Raw genomic sequence first — 16,869 nt, 5'->3', positions numbered from 1 at the left:
CCCCATGGCAGAGCAAGCATCCTTCATCGACCGACTCTCCGCACGTTTCGCAGGTGCGAAGGTCATCGTGGTCGAACCCCGCGGCGAAGTGACGCTGGAAGTGCCTGCCGCTGAGTGGCACGCCACCGCCCTCGCGCTGCGTGATGAGTTTGGTTTCGAGCAGGCCGTGGACCTCTGCGGCGTCGATTACCTCGGTTATGGCTCCGACGAGTGGGACACCGCCGACGTGTCCTCGCAGGGCTTCAGCCGCGGTGTCGAGGGCAAGGCCCAGGGCCGCTTCGCCTGGGGCGAATTCCCCAGCGAAGAGAGCGCCGACGGTGCCCGTCCGCAGCACATGCCGACCCAGCGCTTCGCCGTGGTCGCACAGCTGCGTTCGTACCAGCACAACCTGATGATGCACCTGCGCTGCTTCGCGCCTGACGAAGCGCTGCCGGTGGTGTCCTCGCTGACCAGCATCTGGCCGGGCTTGAACTGGTTCGAGCGCGAAGCGTTCGATCTGTATGGCGTGATCTTCGAAGGTCACCCGGACCTGCGCCGGATCCTGACCGACTACGGTTTCGTCGGCCATCCGTTCCGCAAGGACTTCCCGCTGATCGGCAACGTCGAAGTCCGCTACGACGAAGAAAAGAAGCGTGTCATCTACGAACCGGTCACCTCGGTGGAGCCGCGCGTCGGCGTGCCGCGCGTGATCCGCGACGACGCCCGCCTGCAGACCGCTGCCGGCGAGCGCTCGCAGGAGGCAGTGAAGTGAGTCACGTACACCAGGCCGGCGAAGCATTCGCCAGCAACGCTGCCGAAAGCCGGCAGGAAATCCGCAACTACACCATGAACTTCGGCCCGCAGCATCCGGCCGCGCACGGTGTGCTGCGTCTGATCCTCGAGATGGACGGCGAGACCATCATGCGTGCCGACCCGCACGTGGGTCTGCTGCACCGGGGCACCGAGAAGCTGGCCGAATCCAAGCCCTTCAACCAGTCGATCGGCTACATGGATCGCCTGGATTACGTGTCGATGATGTGCAACGAGCACGCCTACGTGCGCTCGATCGAGACCCTGATGGGCATCGAGGCGCCGGAGCGCGCGCAGTACATCCGCACGATGTTCGACGAGATCACCCGCATCCTGAACCACTTGATGTGGCTGGGTTCCAACGCGCTCGACCTGGGTGCGATGGCGGTGATGCTGTACGCCTTCCGCGAGCGCGAAGAGCTGATGGACTGCTACGAAGCGGTCTCCGGCGCGCGCATGCACGCGGCGTACTACCGTCCGGGCGGTGTCTACCGCGACCTGCCGGACCACATGCCGAAGTACAAGGAATCGCGCTGGCACAAGGGCAAGGCCCTGAAGAACCTCAATGCTTCGCGCGAAGGTTCGCTGCTGGACTTCCTGGAGAACTTCACCAATGAGTTCCCGGGCCGTGTCGACGAATACGAGACCCTGCTGACCGACAACCGTATCTGGAAGCAGCGTACCGTCGGCATCGGCGTGGTCACCCCGGAGCTGGCCCACCAGTGGGGCATGACCGGCGTGATGCTGCGTGGCTCGGGCGTCGCCTGGGATCTGCGCAAGAAGCGCCCCTATGCGAAGTACGATGCCGTCGATTTCGACATCCCGCTGGGCAAGGAAGGCGATTGCTACGATCGCTACCTGTGCCGCGTTGCCGAAATGCGCGAGTCCAACCGCATCATCAAGCAGTGCGTGGCATGGCTGAAGGCCAACCCCGGCCCGGTCATGGTCAAGAACTTCAAGGTCGCTCCGCCCAAGCGCGAGGACATGAAGGACGACATGGAAGCGCTGATCCATCACTTCAAGCTGTTCAGTGAAGGCTATTGCGTGCCGGCCGGCGAGACCTACGCCGCGGTTGAAGCGCCCAAGGGCGAATTCGGCTGCTACCTGGTTTCCGACGGCGCCAACAAGCCGTTCCGCGTACACCTTCGTGCGCCGGGCTTTGCCCACCTGTCCTCGATCGATTCGATCGTGCGCGGCCACATGCTGGCCGACGTGGTGGCGATGATCGGTACCTACGATCTGGTGTTCGGCGAGGTTGACCGGTAATGCCGTCCGCCACGCCAACGCCCGCTGCAGGCAGCCGGCGCAAGCCGGCGCCGCAGTTTCTGCAATTTCACGTTATGCATTTCGCTGAGGTCGGCCGATGAAGGCGACAGGTAATTTCGAGGCGGCGCGCGACGTCGACCCGATGGTGGTGTTGAGCGACAAAACCCGCGCTCACATCGATCACTGGCTGTCCAAGTTCCCGCCGGACCGCAAGCGCTCTGCCGTGCTGCAGGGTCTGCATGCTGCCCAGGAGCAGAATCAGGGCTGGCTGACCGACGAGCTGATCGCCGGCGTGGCCAAGTACCTGGACCTGCCGCCGGTGTGGGCCTACGAGGTTGCCAGCTTCTACTCGATGTTCGAGACCGAGAAGGTGGGCCGCAACAACGTGGCCATCTGCACGAACATCAGCTGCTGGCTCAATGGCGCCGAAGACATCGTGCGCCATTGCGAGAAGAAGCTGGGCATCAAGAACGGTCAGTCGACCGCTGACGGCCGCGTCTACCTCAAGCGCGAGGAAGAGTGCCTGGCCGGCTGCGCGGGTGCACCGATGATGGTCATCAATGGTCACTACCATGAGCGTCTGACCCTGGAAAAGGTCGACGAGCTTCTGGACGGGCTGGAGTAAGGGCATGGCACATCACCACGAATCCAAGGGTCCGGTCGGCCCCGCGCCGCTGCCGCACCAGGTGGTCTACACCACCCTGCATTACGACACCCCGTGGTCGTACGAAAGCTATCTGAAGACCGGTGGCTACGCTGCCCTGCGCAAGATCCTCGAAGAGAAGATCCCGCCGGAGCAGGTCATCGAGATGGTCAAGGCCTCGGGCCTGCGCGGCCGCGGCGGCGCCGGTTTCCCGACCGGCCTGAAGTGGTCCTTCATGCCCAAGGGCAACGTGCAGAAGTACATCCTCTGCAACTCGGATGAATCCGAGCCGGGCACCTGCAAGGATCGCGACATCCTGCGCTACAACCCGCATTCGGTGGTCGAAGGCATGGCGATTGCCTGCTACGCCACCGGTTCGACCGTGGGCTACAACTACCTGCGCGGTGAATTCCACCACGAGCCGTTCGAGCACTTCGAGCAGGCCCTGGCCGATGCCTATGCAAACGGCTGGCTGGGCAAGAACGTGCTGGGCTCGGGCGTGGATATCGACATCTACGGCGCCCTGGGTGCCGGCGCCTACATCTGCGGCGAAGAAACCGCGCTGATGGAATCGCTGGAAGGCAAGAAGGGCCAGCCGCGCTACAAGCCGCCGTTCCCGGCCAATTTCGGCCTGTATGGCAAGCCGTCGACGATCAACAACACCGAAACCTACGGTTCGGTGCCGGCGATCATCCGCAATGGTCCGGAGTGGTTCAAGGGCCTGAGCCTGACCGCCAATGGCGGCCCGAAGTGCTTCTCGGTGTCCGGCTGCGTGCAGAAGGGCGGCAATTTCGAAGTGCCGCTGGGCACCACCTTCGACGACCTGCTGGAAATGGCCGGCGGCCTCAAGCCGGGTCGCAAGCTCAAGGGCGCGATCCCGGGCGGCGTGTCCATGCCGGTGCTGACCGCGGCCGAGCTGAAGGGCCTGCCGATGGACTACGACACCATCCGTGCGCTGGGCTCCGGCCTGGGCTCCGGTGCGGTCGTGGTGCTGGATGACAGCGTCTGCTGCGTCAAGTTCGCCTGCCGCATCAGCCAGTTCTTCCACAAGGAATCCTGTGGCCAGTGCACCCCGTGCCGCGAAGGTACCGGCTGGATGCACCGCGTGCTGGAGCGCATCGTCGCCGGCAAGGCCACGATGGAAGACCTGCACCAGTTGAAGACCGTGGCCGGCCAGATCGAAGGCCATACCATCTGTGCGTTCGGCGAAGCGGCGGCATGGCCCATCCAGGGCTTCCTGCGCCAGTTCTGGGACGAATTCGAGTACTACATCGTCAACGGTCATTCGATGGTTGACGGCAAGAAGGTGGAGGCAGCCGCTGCATGAGCGCGCAACCCATAAATCCCAGCGTGCCACCGGACCACGTCACCATCGAGATCGATGGCAAGTCGCTGGTCGTGCCCAAGGGTTCGATGATCATCCAGGCTGCCGACAAGGCGGGCATTTCGATTCCGCGCTTCTGCTACCACGAGAAGCTGCCGATCGCTGCCAACTGCCGCATGTGCCTGGTGGATGTGGAAAAGTCGCCGAAGCCGGCACCGGCCTGCGCCACGCCGGTGATGGAAGGCATGAAGGTCGCCACCCGCAGTGAAAAGGCGCTGAAGTTCCAGCGCTCGGTGATGGAGTTCCTGCTGATCAATCACCCGCTGGATTGCCCGATCTGCGATCAGGGCGGCGAGTGCGAGCTGCAGGACGTGTCGCTGGGCTACGGCCGTTCGGTCAGCCGCTTCAACGAGCGCAAGCGCGTGGTGGCCGACGAGGACATGGGCCCGCTGGTCGCCACCGAGATGACCCGCTGCATCCAGTGCACCCGCTGCGTGCGCTTCACCGCCGACGTTGCCGGTACCTATGAACTGGGTGGCATGTACCGCGGTGAAAACCTGCAGATCGGCACCTACGACGGCAAGCCGCTGACCACCGAGCTTTCGGGCAACGTCGTCGACGTGTGCCCGGTCGGCGCGCTGACCAACAAGGTGTTCCAGTTCCGCGCCCGTCCGTGGGAACTGACCGCGCGCGAATCGCTGGGCTACCACGACGCGATGGGCTCGAACCTGTTCCTGCACGTGCGTCGCGGCGAAGTGCTGCGTACCGTGCCGCGCGACAACGAGGCGGTCAACGAGTGCTGGCTGTCCGATCGTGACCGTTATTCGCACCAGGGCCTGTATAGCGAAGACCGTGCGGTCAAGCCGCTGCGCAAGGTCAACGGCGAGTGGAAGGAAGTGAGCTGGGCTGAAGGCTTGGCCGCGGCCGCAGAGATCCTCAAGGCCAACCAGGGCGACAACCTGGGCGTGCTGGTGCACCCGTCGACGTCGAACGAAGAGGGCGCACTGCTGGCCCGCCTGGCCACCGGCCTGGGTTCGGCCAACATCGACCACCGCATCAACAACCGCGACTTCTCCGACGCCGCCACTGCCGAAGTGTTCGGCCTGCCGCTGGCCGAGATCGAAGGCGCGGACCGCATCGTCGTGCTCGGCAGCAACATCCGCCACGAGCTGCCGTTGCTGCACGCCCGCCTGCGCAAGGCGCAGACCCAGAACGGCGCGAAGATCCACGTGGTCAACCCGGTCGACTTCGACTTCGCGTTCAGCGTTGCCGGCAAGCAGATCGTGGCTCCGTCGAAGTTCGCCGATGCGCTGGCCAACGCCGAGCTGCGTTCGGCGGTGCAGGGCGGTACCAATACGGTGCTGATCGTCGGTGGCATCGCCGAGAACCATCCGCAGGCTGCCGCGATCCGCGCCGCTGCGCGTGATTTCGCCGCCGCCACCGGTGCCAAGCTGTGCCGCATCCCGCAGGGCGCCAATGCGATCGGCCTGACCCGCGCCGGCGTACTGCCGGCCGGCAAGGACGTCGCTGCGATGCTGGCCGATCCGCGCAAGGCCTACGTGGTCTACGGCCTGGAACCGGGCCTGGACTTCGCCGATGCTCCGGCCGCGCGCAAGGCGCTGGTCGGCGCACAGGTGGTGGCCTTCAGCCAGTTCGCCTGCGCCTCGACCCGCGACGTTGCCGACGTGATCCTGCCGATCGGTGCGCTGCCGGAAATCGATGCCACCCTGACCAACCTCGATGGTCGCGAGCAGTCGGCGCGTGCCGGCGGCAAGCTGCCGGGCGAGGCCCGCGAGGGCTGGCGCGTGCTGCGTGCACTCGGCGGTGAGCTGGCCGTGGCCGGTTTCGAGTTCATCGACCTGGCCGGCCTGCGCGCCAGCCTGGCACCGGTGAACGTGCAGGTGTCCGCTTCGGCACAGCCGGTGCTGGCGGGCGAGGGCATGGAAGTGGCCTCGACCGCTGCGATCTACCGCACCGATGCGGTGGTCCGTCGCGCCCCGGCGCTGCAGTCGCATCCGCTCAACAACGCCCCGCGCATCGTGCTCAACGCTGACGATGCCGCCCGCCTGCAGCTGCAGGAAGGGCAGATGGCCAAGGTCGGCACCGATGCCGGCAAGGCCACCCTGCCGGTGGTGGTCGACGCCCGCGTCGCTGCGGGTTCGGTCTGGATTGAATCGGGCCACGGCGCAACCGCGCCGCTGGGTGCCGCTCGTGTTTCGGTGGTGGCTGCATGAACGAATTGCTGATTAACGCGGTCGATCCGCTGCACCAGTGGCTGCTTGGCCTGGGTGACATCGGCGCGCTGATCTGGATCATCCTGAAGATCCTGGTGATCACCGTTCCGGTGATCGTCTCGGTGGCCTTCTACGTGGTCTGGGAACGCAAGCTGATCGGCTGGATGCACGTCCGCCACGGCCCGATGTACGTGGGCATGGGCATCTTCCAGGCCTTCGCCGACGTCTTCAAGCTGCTGTTCAAGGAAGTCCTGCAGCCCAGCAGCGCCAACAAGGCGATCTTCCTGCTGGCGCCGCTGATCACCCTGGCCCCAGCCTTCGCCGCGTGGTCGGTGGTGCCGTTCGACCATCAGCTGGTGCTGTCCAACGCCAATGCCGGCCTGCTGTACCTGCTGGCGATGACCTCGCTGGGCATCTACGGCATCATCCTTGCCGGTTGGGCCTCCAACTCGAAGTACGCGTTCCTGGGTGCCATGCGCGCCTCGGCGCAGATGATCAGCTACGAAATCGCGATGGGCTTCGCCCTGGTCGGCGTGATGATCGCTTCGGGCAGCCTCAATCTCAGCAACATCGTGATGGCCCAGGCCGGCAGCTCCGGCTTCTTCGACTGGTTCCTGATCCCGCTGTTCCCGCTGTTCGTCGTGTACTGGGTGTCCGGCGTCGCCGAAACCAACCGCGCGCCGTTCGACGTGGTGGAAGGCGAGTCGGAAATCGTCGCCGGCCACATGGTCGAGTACTCCGGCGGTGCGTTCGCCCTGTTCTTCCTGGCCGAATACGCGAACATGATCCTGATCAGCTTCCTGATCTCGATCTTCTTCCTCGGTGGCTGGCTGAGCCCGATCCAGGGCTGGGTCAACCCGGGCGAGATCTCGCCGTTCATCGACTGGATCTGGAAGGGCGGCTGGCCGTGGCTGTTCGTCAAGGTCTTCTTCTTCGCCAGTGCCTACATCTGGTTCCGAGCAAGCTTCCCGCGCTTCCGCTATGACCAGATCATGCGCCTGGGCTGGAAGGTCTTCATCCCGCTGACCATTTTCTGGATCGCGGTTACCGCCGTCATGGTGTTCTTCGGCGTGATTCAAAAGGGCGTCTAAGTGATGAACAGGATTACCCATTACTTCAAGAGCCTGCTGCTGCTCGAACTGCTGGCCGGTCTCTGGCTGACGCTGAAGTACAGCTTCAAGCCGAAGTACACGATGATGTACCCGATGGAGAAGTTCCCGCAGTCGCCGCGCTTCCGTGGCCTGCATGCCCTGCGCCGTTATCCCAACGGTGAAGAGCGCTGCATCGCCTGCAAGCTGTGCGAAGCGGTGTGCCCGGCATTGGCCATCACCATCGATTCGGCCAAGCGCGAGGACGGCACCCGCCGTACCACGCGCTACGACATCGATCTGTTCAAGTGCATCTTCTGCGGCTTCTGTGAGGAAAGCTGCCCGGTGGACTCGATCGTCGAGACCCACATCCTCGAGTACCACTTCGAGAATCGTGGCGAAAACATCGTTACCAAGCCGCAGCTGCTGGCCCTGGGCGACCGTCTCGAATCCGAGATCGCCGAGCGTCGTGCCGCCGATGCCGCTTACCGCTGAGGTCGAGAGATGGATTGGGTAAATATCGCTTTCTGGGTCTTCGCCATCGCGGCAACGGTTTCGGCCGGTGCGGTGATCAGCGTGCGCAACCCCGTGCACGCTGTCCTGTGCCTGGTGCTGACCTTCTTCTCCATCGCCTGCGTGTGGCTGCTGGTCGGCGCCGAGTTCCTCGGCGTGGCACTGGTGCTGGTCTACGTTGGTGCGGTGATGGTGTTGTTCCTGTTCGTGGTGATGATGCTCGACATCGATCCGGACAAGCTGCGTGAAGGCTGGGTGCGCTACCTGCCGGTCGGCCTGATCGTGGCCGTGGCGATGCTGGTGCAGATGCTGATCCTGATCGGCGTGAAGGGCAGGACGGTCAACCCGTTCCCGGCCGACAACGCCGCCGCGCTCGCCGCCGACAGTTCCAACGTCACCTGGCTGGCACGCAGCCTGTTCACCGAGTACCTGCTGCCGTTCGAGTTCGCCGCCGTCATCCTGACCGTGGCCGTGGTCGCCGCGGTGATGCTGACCCTGCGCCGTCGTGAAGGCCTGAAGACGCAGAACCCGTCGCAGCAGACCATGGTCAAGGCACACGACCGCCTGCGCATGGTCAAGATGGACGCCGAACAGCCGCAGATCCACAGCAACAGCACGCCGGCCGCGGGCGACGAGGAGACCAAGGCATGATCTCGATCACTCTGGGCCACATCCTGGCGCTGGGCGCGGTGCTGTTCTGCATCAGCCTCGCCGGCATCTTCCTCAACCGAAAGAACATCATCGTCCTGCTGATGTCCATCGAGTTGATGCTGCTGTCGGTCAACATCAATTTCGTCGGGTTCTCCCGGGAACTGGGGGACACGGCCGGCCAGCTGTTCGTGTTCTTCATCCTGACCGTGGCTGCTGCCGAGGCCGCCATCGGCCTGGCGATCCTGGTGACCCTGTTCCGTACACGCCGCACGATCAATGTCGGCGAAGTCGATTCGTTGAAGGGCTGATCCACAGATGGAAATCACTCTCTCCAAGAGTCTGTTGATCGCAGTGGTGCTTGCACCGCTGTTCGGCAGCATCATCGCCGGCCTGTTCGGTCGCCAGGTCAAGCGCTTCGGCGCGCAGACCATCACGATCCTCGGTGTCGCGGTTGCCTGCGGCCTGTCGATGCACACGCTCTACCAGCTGCTGTGGGGCGGGGCGCAGCCGTTCAACCAGAACCTGTATACGTTCTTCGAAGTCGGCCAGTACTCGGCCCATGTCGGCTTCATGGTCGACAAGCTGACCGCGATGATGATGGTGGTGGTGACCTTCGTGTCGCTGCTGGTCCACATCTACACGATCGGCTACATGCAGGATGATCCGGGTTACCAGCGGTTCTTCAGCTACATCTCGCTGTTCACCTTCTCGATGCTCACCCTGGTGATGAGCAACAACTTCCTGCAGCTGTTCTTCGGCTGGGAAGCAGTGGGCCTGGTGTCGTACCTGCTGATCGGTTTCTGGTTCAAGCGCCCGACCGCGATCTTCGCCAACATGAAGGCGTTCCTGGTCAACCGCGTCGGTGACTTCGGCTTCCTGCTGGGCATCGCCGGCGTGTTGTGGGTGTTCGGTACCCTGGACTACTCGCAGGTGTTCTCGCAGGCCGGCATGCTCGCCGACCCGCGCGCCCAGCTGCAGATCTGGGACGGCACCATGTTCGGCATGCAGCTGCTGAACGAGCCGGTGATCTGGTCGATCGCCACCGTCATCTGCATCGGCCTGTTCATCGGTGCCATGGGCAAGTCGGCCCAGGTTCCGCTGCACGTCTGGCTGCCTGATTCGATGGAAGGCCCGACCCCGATCTCGGCACTGATCCACGCCGCGACGATGGTGACCGCCGGTATCTTCATGGTCACCCGCATGTCGCCGCTGTTCGAGCTGTCGCAGACCGCGTTGAACTTCATCCTGTTCATCGGTGCCACCACCGCGTTCTTCACCGGCCTGATCGGCATCGTGCAGAACGACATCAAGCGCGTCGTCGCGTACTCCACGCTGTCCCAGCTGGGTTACATGACCGTGGCGCTGGGCGTGTCGGCGTACTCCGCTGCCGTGTTCCACCTGATGACCCACGCCTTCTTCAAGGCGCTGCTGTTCCTGGGTGCCGGCTCGGTCATCATCGCGATGCACCACGAGCAGGACATGCGCAAGATGGGCGGCCTGCGCAAGTACATGCCGATCACCTTCATCACCATGTGGATCGGTACCCTGGCCCTGGTCGGTACGCCGTTCTTCTCCGGCTTCTACTCGAAGGACACCATCATCGAGGCCGCCGAGATCCACGCCCACATGCAGAACAGCTGGGTGGCCACCTATGGCTACTGGGCGGTGCTGGGTGGCGTGCTGGTGACCAGCTTCTACAGCTTCCGCCTGCTGTTCCTGACCTTCCACGGCAAGGAACGCTTCCGCGATGCGCACGACGATCATGGCCATGGTCATGACGACCACCATGCTGCCGATGCACATCATGCCGACGCGCATGACGACCACGGCCATGGCCACGGTCCGCATGAGCCGCATGAAACCCCGTGGGTGGTGACGCTGCCACTGATCCTGCTGGCCATCCCGTCGATCGCCATCGGTTTCTTCAGCATCGGTCCGATGCTGCACGGCACCGACTGGGCCGGTCACCACGCCCATGTGGCGATCAAGGGCCAGGTCAACACGTTCTTCACCGGCATCGTCGATTTCTACGATCCGGCCAAGAACACCGTGGCCTTCCTGGGCGAGGAGTTCCATGGTCCGGTGGCCTTCGCGCTGCACGGCATGATGCTGCCGCCGTTCTGGCTGACCCTGGCAGGCTTCCTGCTGGCTGCGTTGTTCTACCTGTGGAAGCCGGACCTGTCGGGCAAGGCACGCAAGACCTTCGCCCCGGTGGTGTCCGTGCTGGAAAACAAGTACGGCTTCGACAAGCTGTGGATCGATGGCTTTGCCGGTGGCAGCGTCAAGCTGGGCAAGGTCTCGCGCTGGATCGACAGCAACATCGTCGACGGTGTGGTCAATCTCTCGGCACGTGTTGTGGACGTCGCAGCCAGCGTGCTGCGCCGTACCCAATCCGGTTTCCTCTATCACTACGCCTTCGCGATGATCATCGGCCTGATTGCCCTCCTGGGCGTGCTGATGCATTACCTGCGTTGATGACCTGTACGGAATAAGAAGACGTGTCGAACTGGCCTCTACTCAGTGTCCTCATCTGGCTGCCGATCCTCGGCGGTGCCCTGATCCTTGCGATCCGTGATGCGCAGACCGCCCGCTGGGCGTCGCTGGGCGTCGCGGTGCTGACCTTCGTGGCGAGTCTGTCGCTGCTGGGCGGCTACAACCCGGGCATCGACGCGCTGCAGTTCGTCGAGACCCACGCCTGGATCCCGACCTACAACATCGGCTACAACCTGGGCGTGGACGGCATCGCCGTAGCGCTGATCCTGCTCACCACGCTGGTCAGCGTGCTCGCCCTGATCGGCGCCTGGAGCGCGATCGACAAGCGCGTGAACCAGTACGTGGCCGCTTTCCTGATCCTGGAAGGTGTCACCGTCGGCATCTTCGCCGCCACGGACGCGATGCTGTTCTACGTGTTCTTCGAGGCGATGCTGATCCCGATGTTCCTGATCATCGGTGTCTGGGGTGGCCCGCGTCGCATCTACGCCGCACTGAAGTTCTTCCTCTACACCTTCCTCGGCTCGGTGCTGATGCTGGTGGCGCTGATCTACCTGTACATGAAGGGCGGCAGCTTCCAGCTGGCCGACCTCTACGCACTGCAGCTGTCGGGCAAGGAACAGACCTGGATCTTCTTCGCCTTCCTGATCGCGTTCGCGGTCAAGGTGCCGATGTTCCCGGTGCATACCTGGCTGCCGGACGCGCACGTGGAAGCGCCGACCGCCGGTTCGGTGATCCTGGCCGCCATCGCGCTGAAGATCGGTGGCTACGGCTTCCTGCGCTTCAACCTGCCGATCGTTCCCGATGCCTCGCAGGAATGGGCATGGCTGGTCATCGCGCTGTCGCTGATCGCAGTGATCTACGTCGGCCTGGTCGCCCTGGTGCAGGACGACATGAAGAAGCTGATCGCCTATTCGTCGATCGCGCACATGGGCTTTGTCACCCTGGGTACCTTCATCGCCCTGTGGCTGGTGCGTGAAGCCGGCAACGTCGATGCGGCCCGCCTGGGCCTGCAGGGCGCCATGGTGCAGATGATCTCGCACGGCTTCGTGTCCGGCGCGATGTTCTCCTGCGTCGGCGTGCTGTACGACCGCATGCACAGCCGCCGCATCGCCGATTACGGCGGCGTGGTCAACGTGATGCCGTGGTTCGCCACGTTCGCCATGCTGTTCTTCATGGCCAACGCCGGCCTGCCGGGCACCAGCGGTTTCGTCGGTGAATTCATGGTCATCCTGTCGGCGTTCCAGCGGAACCCGTGGATCGCCCTGGGCGCAGCCACCACCCTGATCATCGGTGCGGCCTACACCCTGTGGCTGTACAAGCGCATCTTCTTCGGTGAGGTGGCCAACAGCCACGTCGCCGAACTGAAGGACATCAACGGCCGCGAATGGCTGGTGCTGGGCGTGTTCGCCATTGGCGTACTGGCCCTGGGCATCTACCCCAAGCCGCTGACCGACCTGATGGAGCCCTCGATCGCAAAGCTGGCGATGCAGATCGCATCCAGCAAGTTGCTGTAATTCCAGGATTTGATGATGACCACCTCGCCGCTGCTGCCACTGACCGCTGCTGACCTGCCACCGCTCGCTCCCGAGCTGGTGCTGATCGGCAGTGCCTTCGCCCTGATGATCCTCGACCTGTTCGTCAGCGAACGGAACAAGATCGTCACCCACCTGTTCTCGGTCGCCGCACTGGCCGTGGTGCTGTTCATGCTGGCCACCGGCGTGGGCGGGCAGGGGGAGGTCTTCCATGGCATGTTCGTGCGCGATACCGCCGCGGACGTGATGAAGACCGGGATCGTGCTGCTCAGCGGCCTGACCCTGATCTACGGCTGGGGCTACCTGCGCGAGCGCAAGCTGTTCCAGGGCGAGATTCCGGTGCTGATCCTGTTCGGCACCGCCGGCATGATGATCCTGGTGTCCGCCGGCAGCCTGCTGATGGTGTACCTGGGTCTGGAACTGCTGGCCCTGTGCTCCTACGCACTGGTTGCCAGCAACCGTGACAACGGCCTGGCCTCGGAAGCGGCGATGAAGTACATCGTGCTTGGTTCGCTGGCCTCGGGCCTGCTGCTGTACGGCATGTCGCTGATCTACGGCGCCACCGGCAGCCTGCACCTGGACGCCATCCAGGCCGCCATCCCGCACTCGGAAGAGCGCGTGCTGCTTGTCACCGGCGCGGTGTTCATGATTGCCGGCGTTGCCTTCAAGCTGGGTGCCGCACCGTTCCACATGTGGCTGCCCGACGTGTACCAGGGTGCCCCGGCGCCGGTCGCGCTGTTCATCAGCTCGGCGCCGAAGCTGGCCGCTTTCGGCATGGCCTACCGCCTGCTGGAAATGGGCGTGGGCCCGCTGTCCACCGAACTGCAGCTGCTGATCGCTGGCCTGGCCGCGGTCTCGCTGGTGATCGGCAACCTGATGGCCATTGCGCAGAGCAATCTCAAGCGCATGCTGGCGTTCTCCACGGTCTCGCATATCGGCTTCCTGCTGATGGGCATCGCCGGCGGCGGTTCGCAGGGCTATGCGGCCGCGCTGTTCTACGCCCTGGCCTACGCGATCATGTCGACTGCTGCTTTCGGCGCGATCATCGCGCTGTCGCGCGCCGGCTTCGAGGCCGAGAACATCGAGGACTTCAAGGGCCTGAACGCCCGCAACCCGTGGATGGCCGGCCTGGTGCTGTGCATCATGGCGTCGCTGGCGGGCATTCCGCCGTTCCTCGGTTTCTGGACCAAGCTGGCCGTGCTCGGCGCTGCCATCAATGGCGGCCTGCTGTGGCTGGCGATCCTGGGCGTGCTGTGTGCCGTGGTCGGCTGCTTCTACTACCTGCGTGTCATCAAGGTCATGTACTTCGATGAGCCGGTGGGCGAGGCCATGCCGCGCAGCAAGGATCGCGTGCTGGGTGTCGTGCTGGGCGTGAACGCACTGGCATTGCTGGCGCTCGGCCTGGCCTGGAACCCGATCATGGTCTGGTGCCAGCAGGCATTTGCGCATCTTGCATAAAAGTTGACACAAAGCTGCGCGATTCGTGTAATATACGCAGCTTGAGTTGTCACTGCAGCGGTTCAGCCAGAACATCGTTGCGGAGCGCCTCCCTCGCCAGAGTGAGGCAGCGGTTCAAACACTTCCGGTGCGGGGTGGAGCAGTCTGGCAGCTCGTCGGGCTCATAACCCGAAGGTCGCAGGTTCAAATCCTGCCCCCGCTACCAACACATCGAATCGGCGCCAACCAATTCGATGAATGAGGAAAAGCTTGCAGGTTTTGAAGTTATCCCTCATAATTCCGCTTCTGATGCGGGGTGGAGCAGTCTGGCAGCTCGTCGGGCTCATAACCCGAAGGTCGCAGGTTCAAATCCTGCCCCCGCTACCAAGTAAAGAATGCGCCTTCGAAGCTTTGCTTCGAGGGCGTTTTTCTTTGCGGCTTCCGCCGATCCGCCGGGCATGGCCCGGCGCTACCATCGCGCGGTCACCCGCTAGCGCCGGGCCATGCCCGGCGAGTGCAGCGGAGGGTTTCAGGACGGCCGCAGCCTTGCACCAGAGCGGTGCAGGGGCTATCATCAGCGGCCTAGAAGTACCCCTGACGGCGGCGCTCCCCATCGGAGATCCACCCGGAAGGAGGGCCGCAGCACGCTTGTTCAGCGCGTTGCAACCGGAATCCAGTCACCGGAGTCTTTCCGGAAAAGGGGCCCAGCGGGCCCTTCGTCGTTTTCGGGGCGTCATGTTTCCATGCTGGCCAAGGCCGGCACCCAACCAAGAGATCAAGGCAGGCTGTGAGCGACAAGGCAACCGACATCGCGAATCTGCTCGCCCCGACCGTTGTGTCGCTGGGCCTGGAGCTGCTGGGCGTTGAGTATCTGCCGGCCCCCGGCGGTGCGACCCTTCGCCTTTACATCGACGTGCCGCTGGCGGAACAGCCGGAGCGCATCATCAATGTGGACGACTGTGAGCGGGTAAGCCGCGAAGTGTCCGCACAGATGGACGTCGAAGACCCGATCAGCGGCAATTACACGCTGGAAGTGTCTTCGCCGGGCGTGGATCGCCCGCTGTTCAACCTGGAGCAGTTCGGTCGTCACCTCGGCGAATCGGCCAAGGTCACCCTGAAGCTGCCGCAGGAAAACCGTCGTCGCCTGCAGGGTCGCATCGAAGCGATCGATGAGGCGCAGGGCAGCATCACCTTCATCGTCGACAACGCCGCACTGGTGGTGTCGGCCGACAACATCGACAAGGCGCGGATCATGCCTGACTGGGTGGCGCTGGGGCTGGCCCCGAGCAAGCCGACCGGTCCGGCACCGAAGCGTCCGAAGCCGAACAAGAATTCTTCTTCCAACGAGCCGGCGGCAAAGAAGCCGCGCGCGGAGTGAGCCAATGAGCAAGGAACTGTTGCTGGTAGTGGACGCGGTCGCCAACGAGAAGGGCGTGCCGCGTGAAGTGATCTTCGATGCCATCGAGGCCGCCCTGGCCTCGGCAGCGAAGAAGCGCTATCCCGACGAGGAAGTGCTGACCCGCGTGGTCATCGACCACAAGGATGGCAACTACGAAACCTTCCGCCGCTGGGAAGTGGTGGCCGACGACGTAGTGATGGAATCGCCGGATCGCCAGATCCGCCTGATGGACGCCATCGACGAAGCCGAAGGCGTGGATGTCGGCGATTACATCGAAGAGCAGATCGAGAACCCCGACTTCGGTCGCATCGCCGCCCAGGCCGCCAAGCAGGTGATCGTGCAGCGTGTGCGCGAAGCCGAGCGCCAGCAGGTGGTCGATGCCTGGGCCGATCGCGTCGGTGAGCTGATCACCGGTGTGGTCAAGCGCGCCGAGCGCGGCAACATCTATGTCGACCTGGGCGGCAACGCCGAAGGCTTCATTCCGAAGGACAAGGGCATTCCGCGTGATGTCCTGCGTGCCGGCGACCGCGTCCGCGGCTACCTGGCCGAAGTGCGTTCGGAGCCGCGTGGCCCGCAGCTGTTCATCAGCCGCGCAGCGCCGGAATTCATGATCGAGCTGTTCAAGCTGGAAGTACCGGAAGTCGGCCAGGGCCTGGTGGAAATCAAGGCGTGCGCCCGCGATCCGGGCGACCGCGCCAAGATCGCCGTGCTCGCCCACGATGCCCGCACCGATCCGATCGGCGCCTGCATCGGCATGCGTGGTTCGCGCGTGCAGGCCGTGTCCAACGAGCTCAATGGCGAGCGCGTGGACATCGTCCTGTGGAACGAGAACCCGGCCAACTTCGTCATCAACGCGATGGCACCGGCCGAAGTGCAGTCGATCATCGTCGATGAAGACAAGCATTCGATGGACCTGGCCGTTGCTGAAGACCGCCTGGCCCAGGCGATCGGCAAGGGCGGCCAGAACGTGCGCCTGGCCAGCCGACTGACCGGTTGGCAGCTGAACGTGATGACCCAGGACCAGGTGACCGCCAAGTCGGAAGCCGAGCAGGCTTCGGCTCGCCAACTGTTCATGGACAAGCTGGAAGTGGACGAGGAAATCGCTGGCATCCTGGTCAGCGAAGGCTTCGGCACGGTCGAGGAAATCGCATATGTACCGGTCGGCGAACTGCTGGCCGTGGAAGGTTTCGACGAAGACATCGTCGAAGAGCTGCGCGCACGTGCCCGCGATGCGCTGCTCAATGAGGCCCTGGCAGTCGAGGAAGGCCTGGAGGACGGCCAGCCGGCGCAGGACCTGCTGTCCCTGAAGGGCATGGACGAAGCCACCGCATACGCGTTGGCCGGCCACGGCGTGCGTACCAGCGAGGACTTGTCCGACCTGGCCGCCGACGAGGTCATGGACTTCGGCATCGAAGGGCTGGACCAGGAGCGCGCCGCGGCGCTGATCCTGGCCGCGCGTGCCGAGGAAATCGCCCGACTGGAACGCGGCGAATGAGCCGG

At 64.0% G+C, this 16,869-nt stretch carries 14 protein-coding genes and 2 tRNA genes; all 16 read left to right on the top strand.

Going from position 1 to position 16,869, the window contains the following annotated elements:
* The first annotated feature begins 4 nt into the window (after nucleotides 1–4).
* The 16 genes from BW38_RS17710 to nusA all read left to right on the top strand — a co-directional run bounded on the left by BW38_RS17710 (nucleotide 5) and on the right by nusA (nucleotide 16,864).
* Nucleotides 5–751, top strand: a complete 747-nt coding sequence (locus tag BW38_RS17710; RefSeq protein ID WP_025876200.1) for an NADH-quinone oxidoreductase subunit C — start codon at nucleotides 5–7, stop codon at nucleotides 749–751.
* The gene (locus tag BW38_RS17715; protein ID WP_025876202.1) at nucleotides 748–2,055 is read left to right on the top strand and encodes an NADH-quinone oxidoreductase subunit D; all 1,308 of its coding nucleotides are present in this window, start codon (nucleotides 748–750) and stop codon (nucleotides 2,053–2,055) included. Before BW38_RS17710 ends, BW38_RS17715 begins: the two co-directional genes overlap by 4 nt.
* Before the next feature lie 97 nt (nucleotides 2,056–2,152).
* Entirely contained in the window at nucleotides 2,153–2,680 is a 528-nt protein-coding gene (gene nuoE / locus BW38_RS17720) for an NADH-quinone oxidoreductase subunit NuoE (RefSeq protein WP_025876204.1), read from the top strand.
* Between the two features lie 4 nt (nucleotides 2,681–2,684).
* The gene (nuoF, locus tag BW38_RS17725) at nucleotides 2,685–4,025 is read left to right on the top strand and encodes an NADH-quinone oxidoreductase subunit NuoF (RefSeq protein WP_025876206.1); all 1,341 of its coding nucleotides are present in this window, start codon (nucleotides 2,685–2,687) and stop codon (nucleotides 4,023–4,025) included.
* Nucleotides 4,022–6,256 (top strand): NADH-quinone oxidoreductase subunit NuoG, encoded by a 2,235-nt coding sequence (gene nuoG, locus BW38_RS17730; protein ID WP_025876207.1) that lies wholly within the window; start codon nucleotides 4,022–4,024, stop codon nucleotides 6,254–6,256. The genes nuoF and nuoG overlap by 4 nt, the downstream gene beginning before the upstream one ends.
* Nucleotides 6,253–7,347, top strand: coding sequence for an NADH-quinone oxidoreductase subunit NuoH (nuoH, locus tag BW38_RS17735; RefSeq protein ID WP_025876209.1), 1,095 nt, complete (start codon nucleotides 6,253–6,255; stop codon nucleotides 7,345–7,347). Before nuoG ends, nuoH begins: the two co-directional genes overlap by 4 nt.
* A gap of 3 nt (nucleotides 7,348–7,350) precedes the next feature.
* Nucleotides 7,351–7,839 carry an NADH-quinone oxidoreductase subunit NuoI gene (gene nuoI / locus BW38_RS17740; protein ID WP_005417924.1) on the top strand — a complete coding sequence of 163 codons (489 nt, stop codon included), beginning with the start codon at nucleotides 7,351–7,353 and terminating at the stop codon, nucleotides 7,837–7,839.
* A gap of 9 nt (nucleotides 7,840–7,848) precedes the next feature.
* A complete protein-coding gene (locus BW38_RS17745) occupies nucleotides 7,849–8,508 on the top strand; it encodes an NADH-quinone oxidoreductase subunit J (RefSeq protein ID WP_025876216.1) in 660 nt (219 codons plus the stop codon).
* Nucleotides 8,505–8,816: an NADH-quinone oxidoreductase subunit NuoK gene (gene nuoK / locus BW38_RS17750; protein WP_032951897.1), complete on the top strand. Its 312-nt coding sequence runs from the start codon at nucleotides 8,505–8,507 to the stop codon at nucleotides 8,814–8,816. The genes BW38_RS17745 and nuoK overlap by 4 nt, the downstream gene beginning before the upstream one ends.
* 7 nt (nucleotides 8,817–8,823) lie before the next feature.
* The gene (nuoL, locus tag BW38_RS17755; protein ID WP_032974998.1) at nucleotides 8,824–10,983 is read left to right on the top strand and encodes an NADH-quinone oxidoreductase subunit L; all 2,160 of its coding nucleotides are present in this window, start codon (nucleotides 8,824–8,826) and stop codon (nucleotides 10,981–10,983) included.
* Between the two features lie 23 nt (nucleotides 10,984–11,006).
* Nucleotides 11,007–12,515 (top strand): NADH-quinone oxidoreductase subunit M, encoded by a 1,509-nt coding sequence (locus tag BW38_RS17760; RefSeq protein WP_025876221.1) that lies wholly within the window; start codon nucleotides 11,007–11,009, stop codon nucleotides 12,513–12,515.
* Nucleotides 12,516–12,530: 15 nt separating this feature from the next.
* Nucleotides 12,531–13,991, top strand: coding sequence for an NADH-quinone oxidoreductase subunit NuoN (gene nuoN / locus BW38_RS17765; protein ID WP_025876222.1), 1,461 nt, complete (start codon nucleotides 12,531–12,533; stop codon nucleotides 13,989–13,991).
* A gap of 128 nt (nucleotides 13,992–14,119) precedes the next feature.
* Nucleotides 14,120–14,196: transfer RNA gene (locus tag BW38_RS17770), tRNA-Met, on the top strand.
* Nucleotides 14,197–14,280: 84 nt separating this feature from the next.
* A tRNA-Met gene (locus tag BW38_RS17775) sits at nucleotides 14,281–14,357 on the top strand.
* A gap of 400 nt (nucleotides 14,358–14,757) precedes the next feature.
* Nucleotides 14,758–15,348 carry a ribosome maturation factor RimP gene (gene rimP, locus BW38_RS17780; protein ID WP_025876223.1) on the top strand — a complete coding sequence of 197 codons (591 nt, stop codon included), beginning with the start codon at nucleotides 14,758–14,760 and terminating at the stop codon, nucleotides 15,346–15,348.
* A gap of 4 nt (nucleotides 15,349–15,352) precedes the next feature.
* On the top strand, nucleotides 15,353–16,864 hold the full coding sequence (gene nusA / locus BW38_RS17785; RefSeq protein WP_025876225.1) for a transcription termination factor NusA: 1,512 nt from the start codon (nucleotides 15,353–15,355) through the stop codon (nucleotides 16,862–16,864).
* Nucleotides 16,865–16,869 lie beyond the last annotated feature (5 nt).

This window comes from Stenotrophomonas sp. RIT309, assembly GCF_000632045.1.
In the GTDB taxonomy this organism is placed as follows: domain Bacteria; phylum Pseudomonadota; class Gammaproteobacteria; order Xanthomonadales; family Xanthomonadaceae; genus Stenotrophomonas; species Stenotrophomonas indicatrix.
This window is presented reverse-complemented; position numbering and strand designations above follow the sequence as displayed.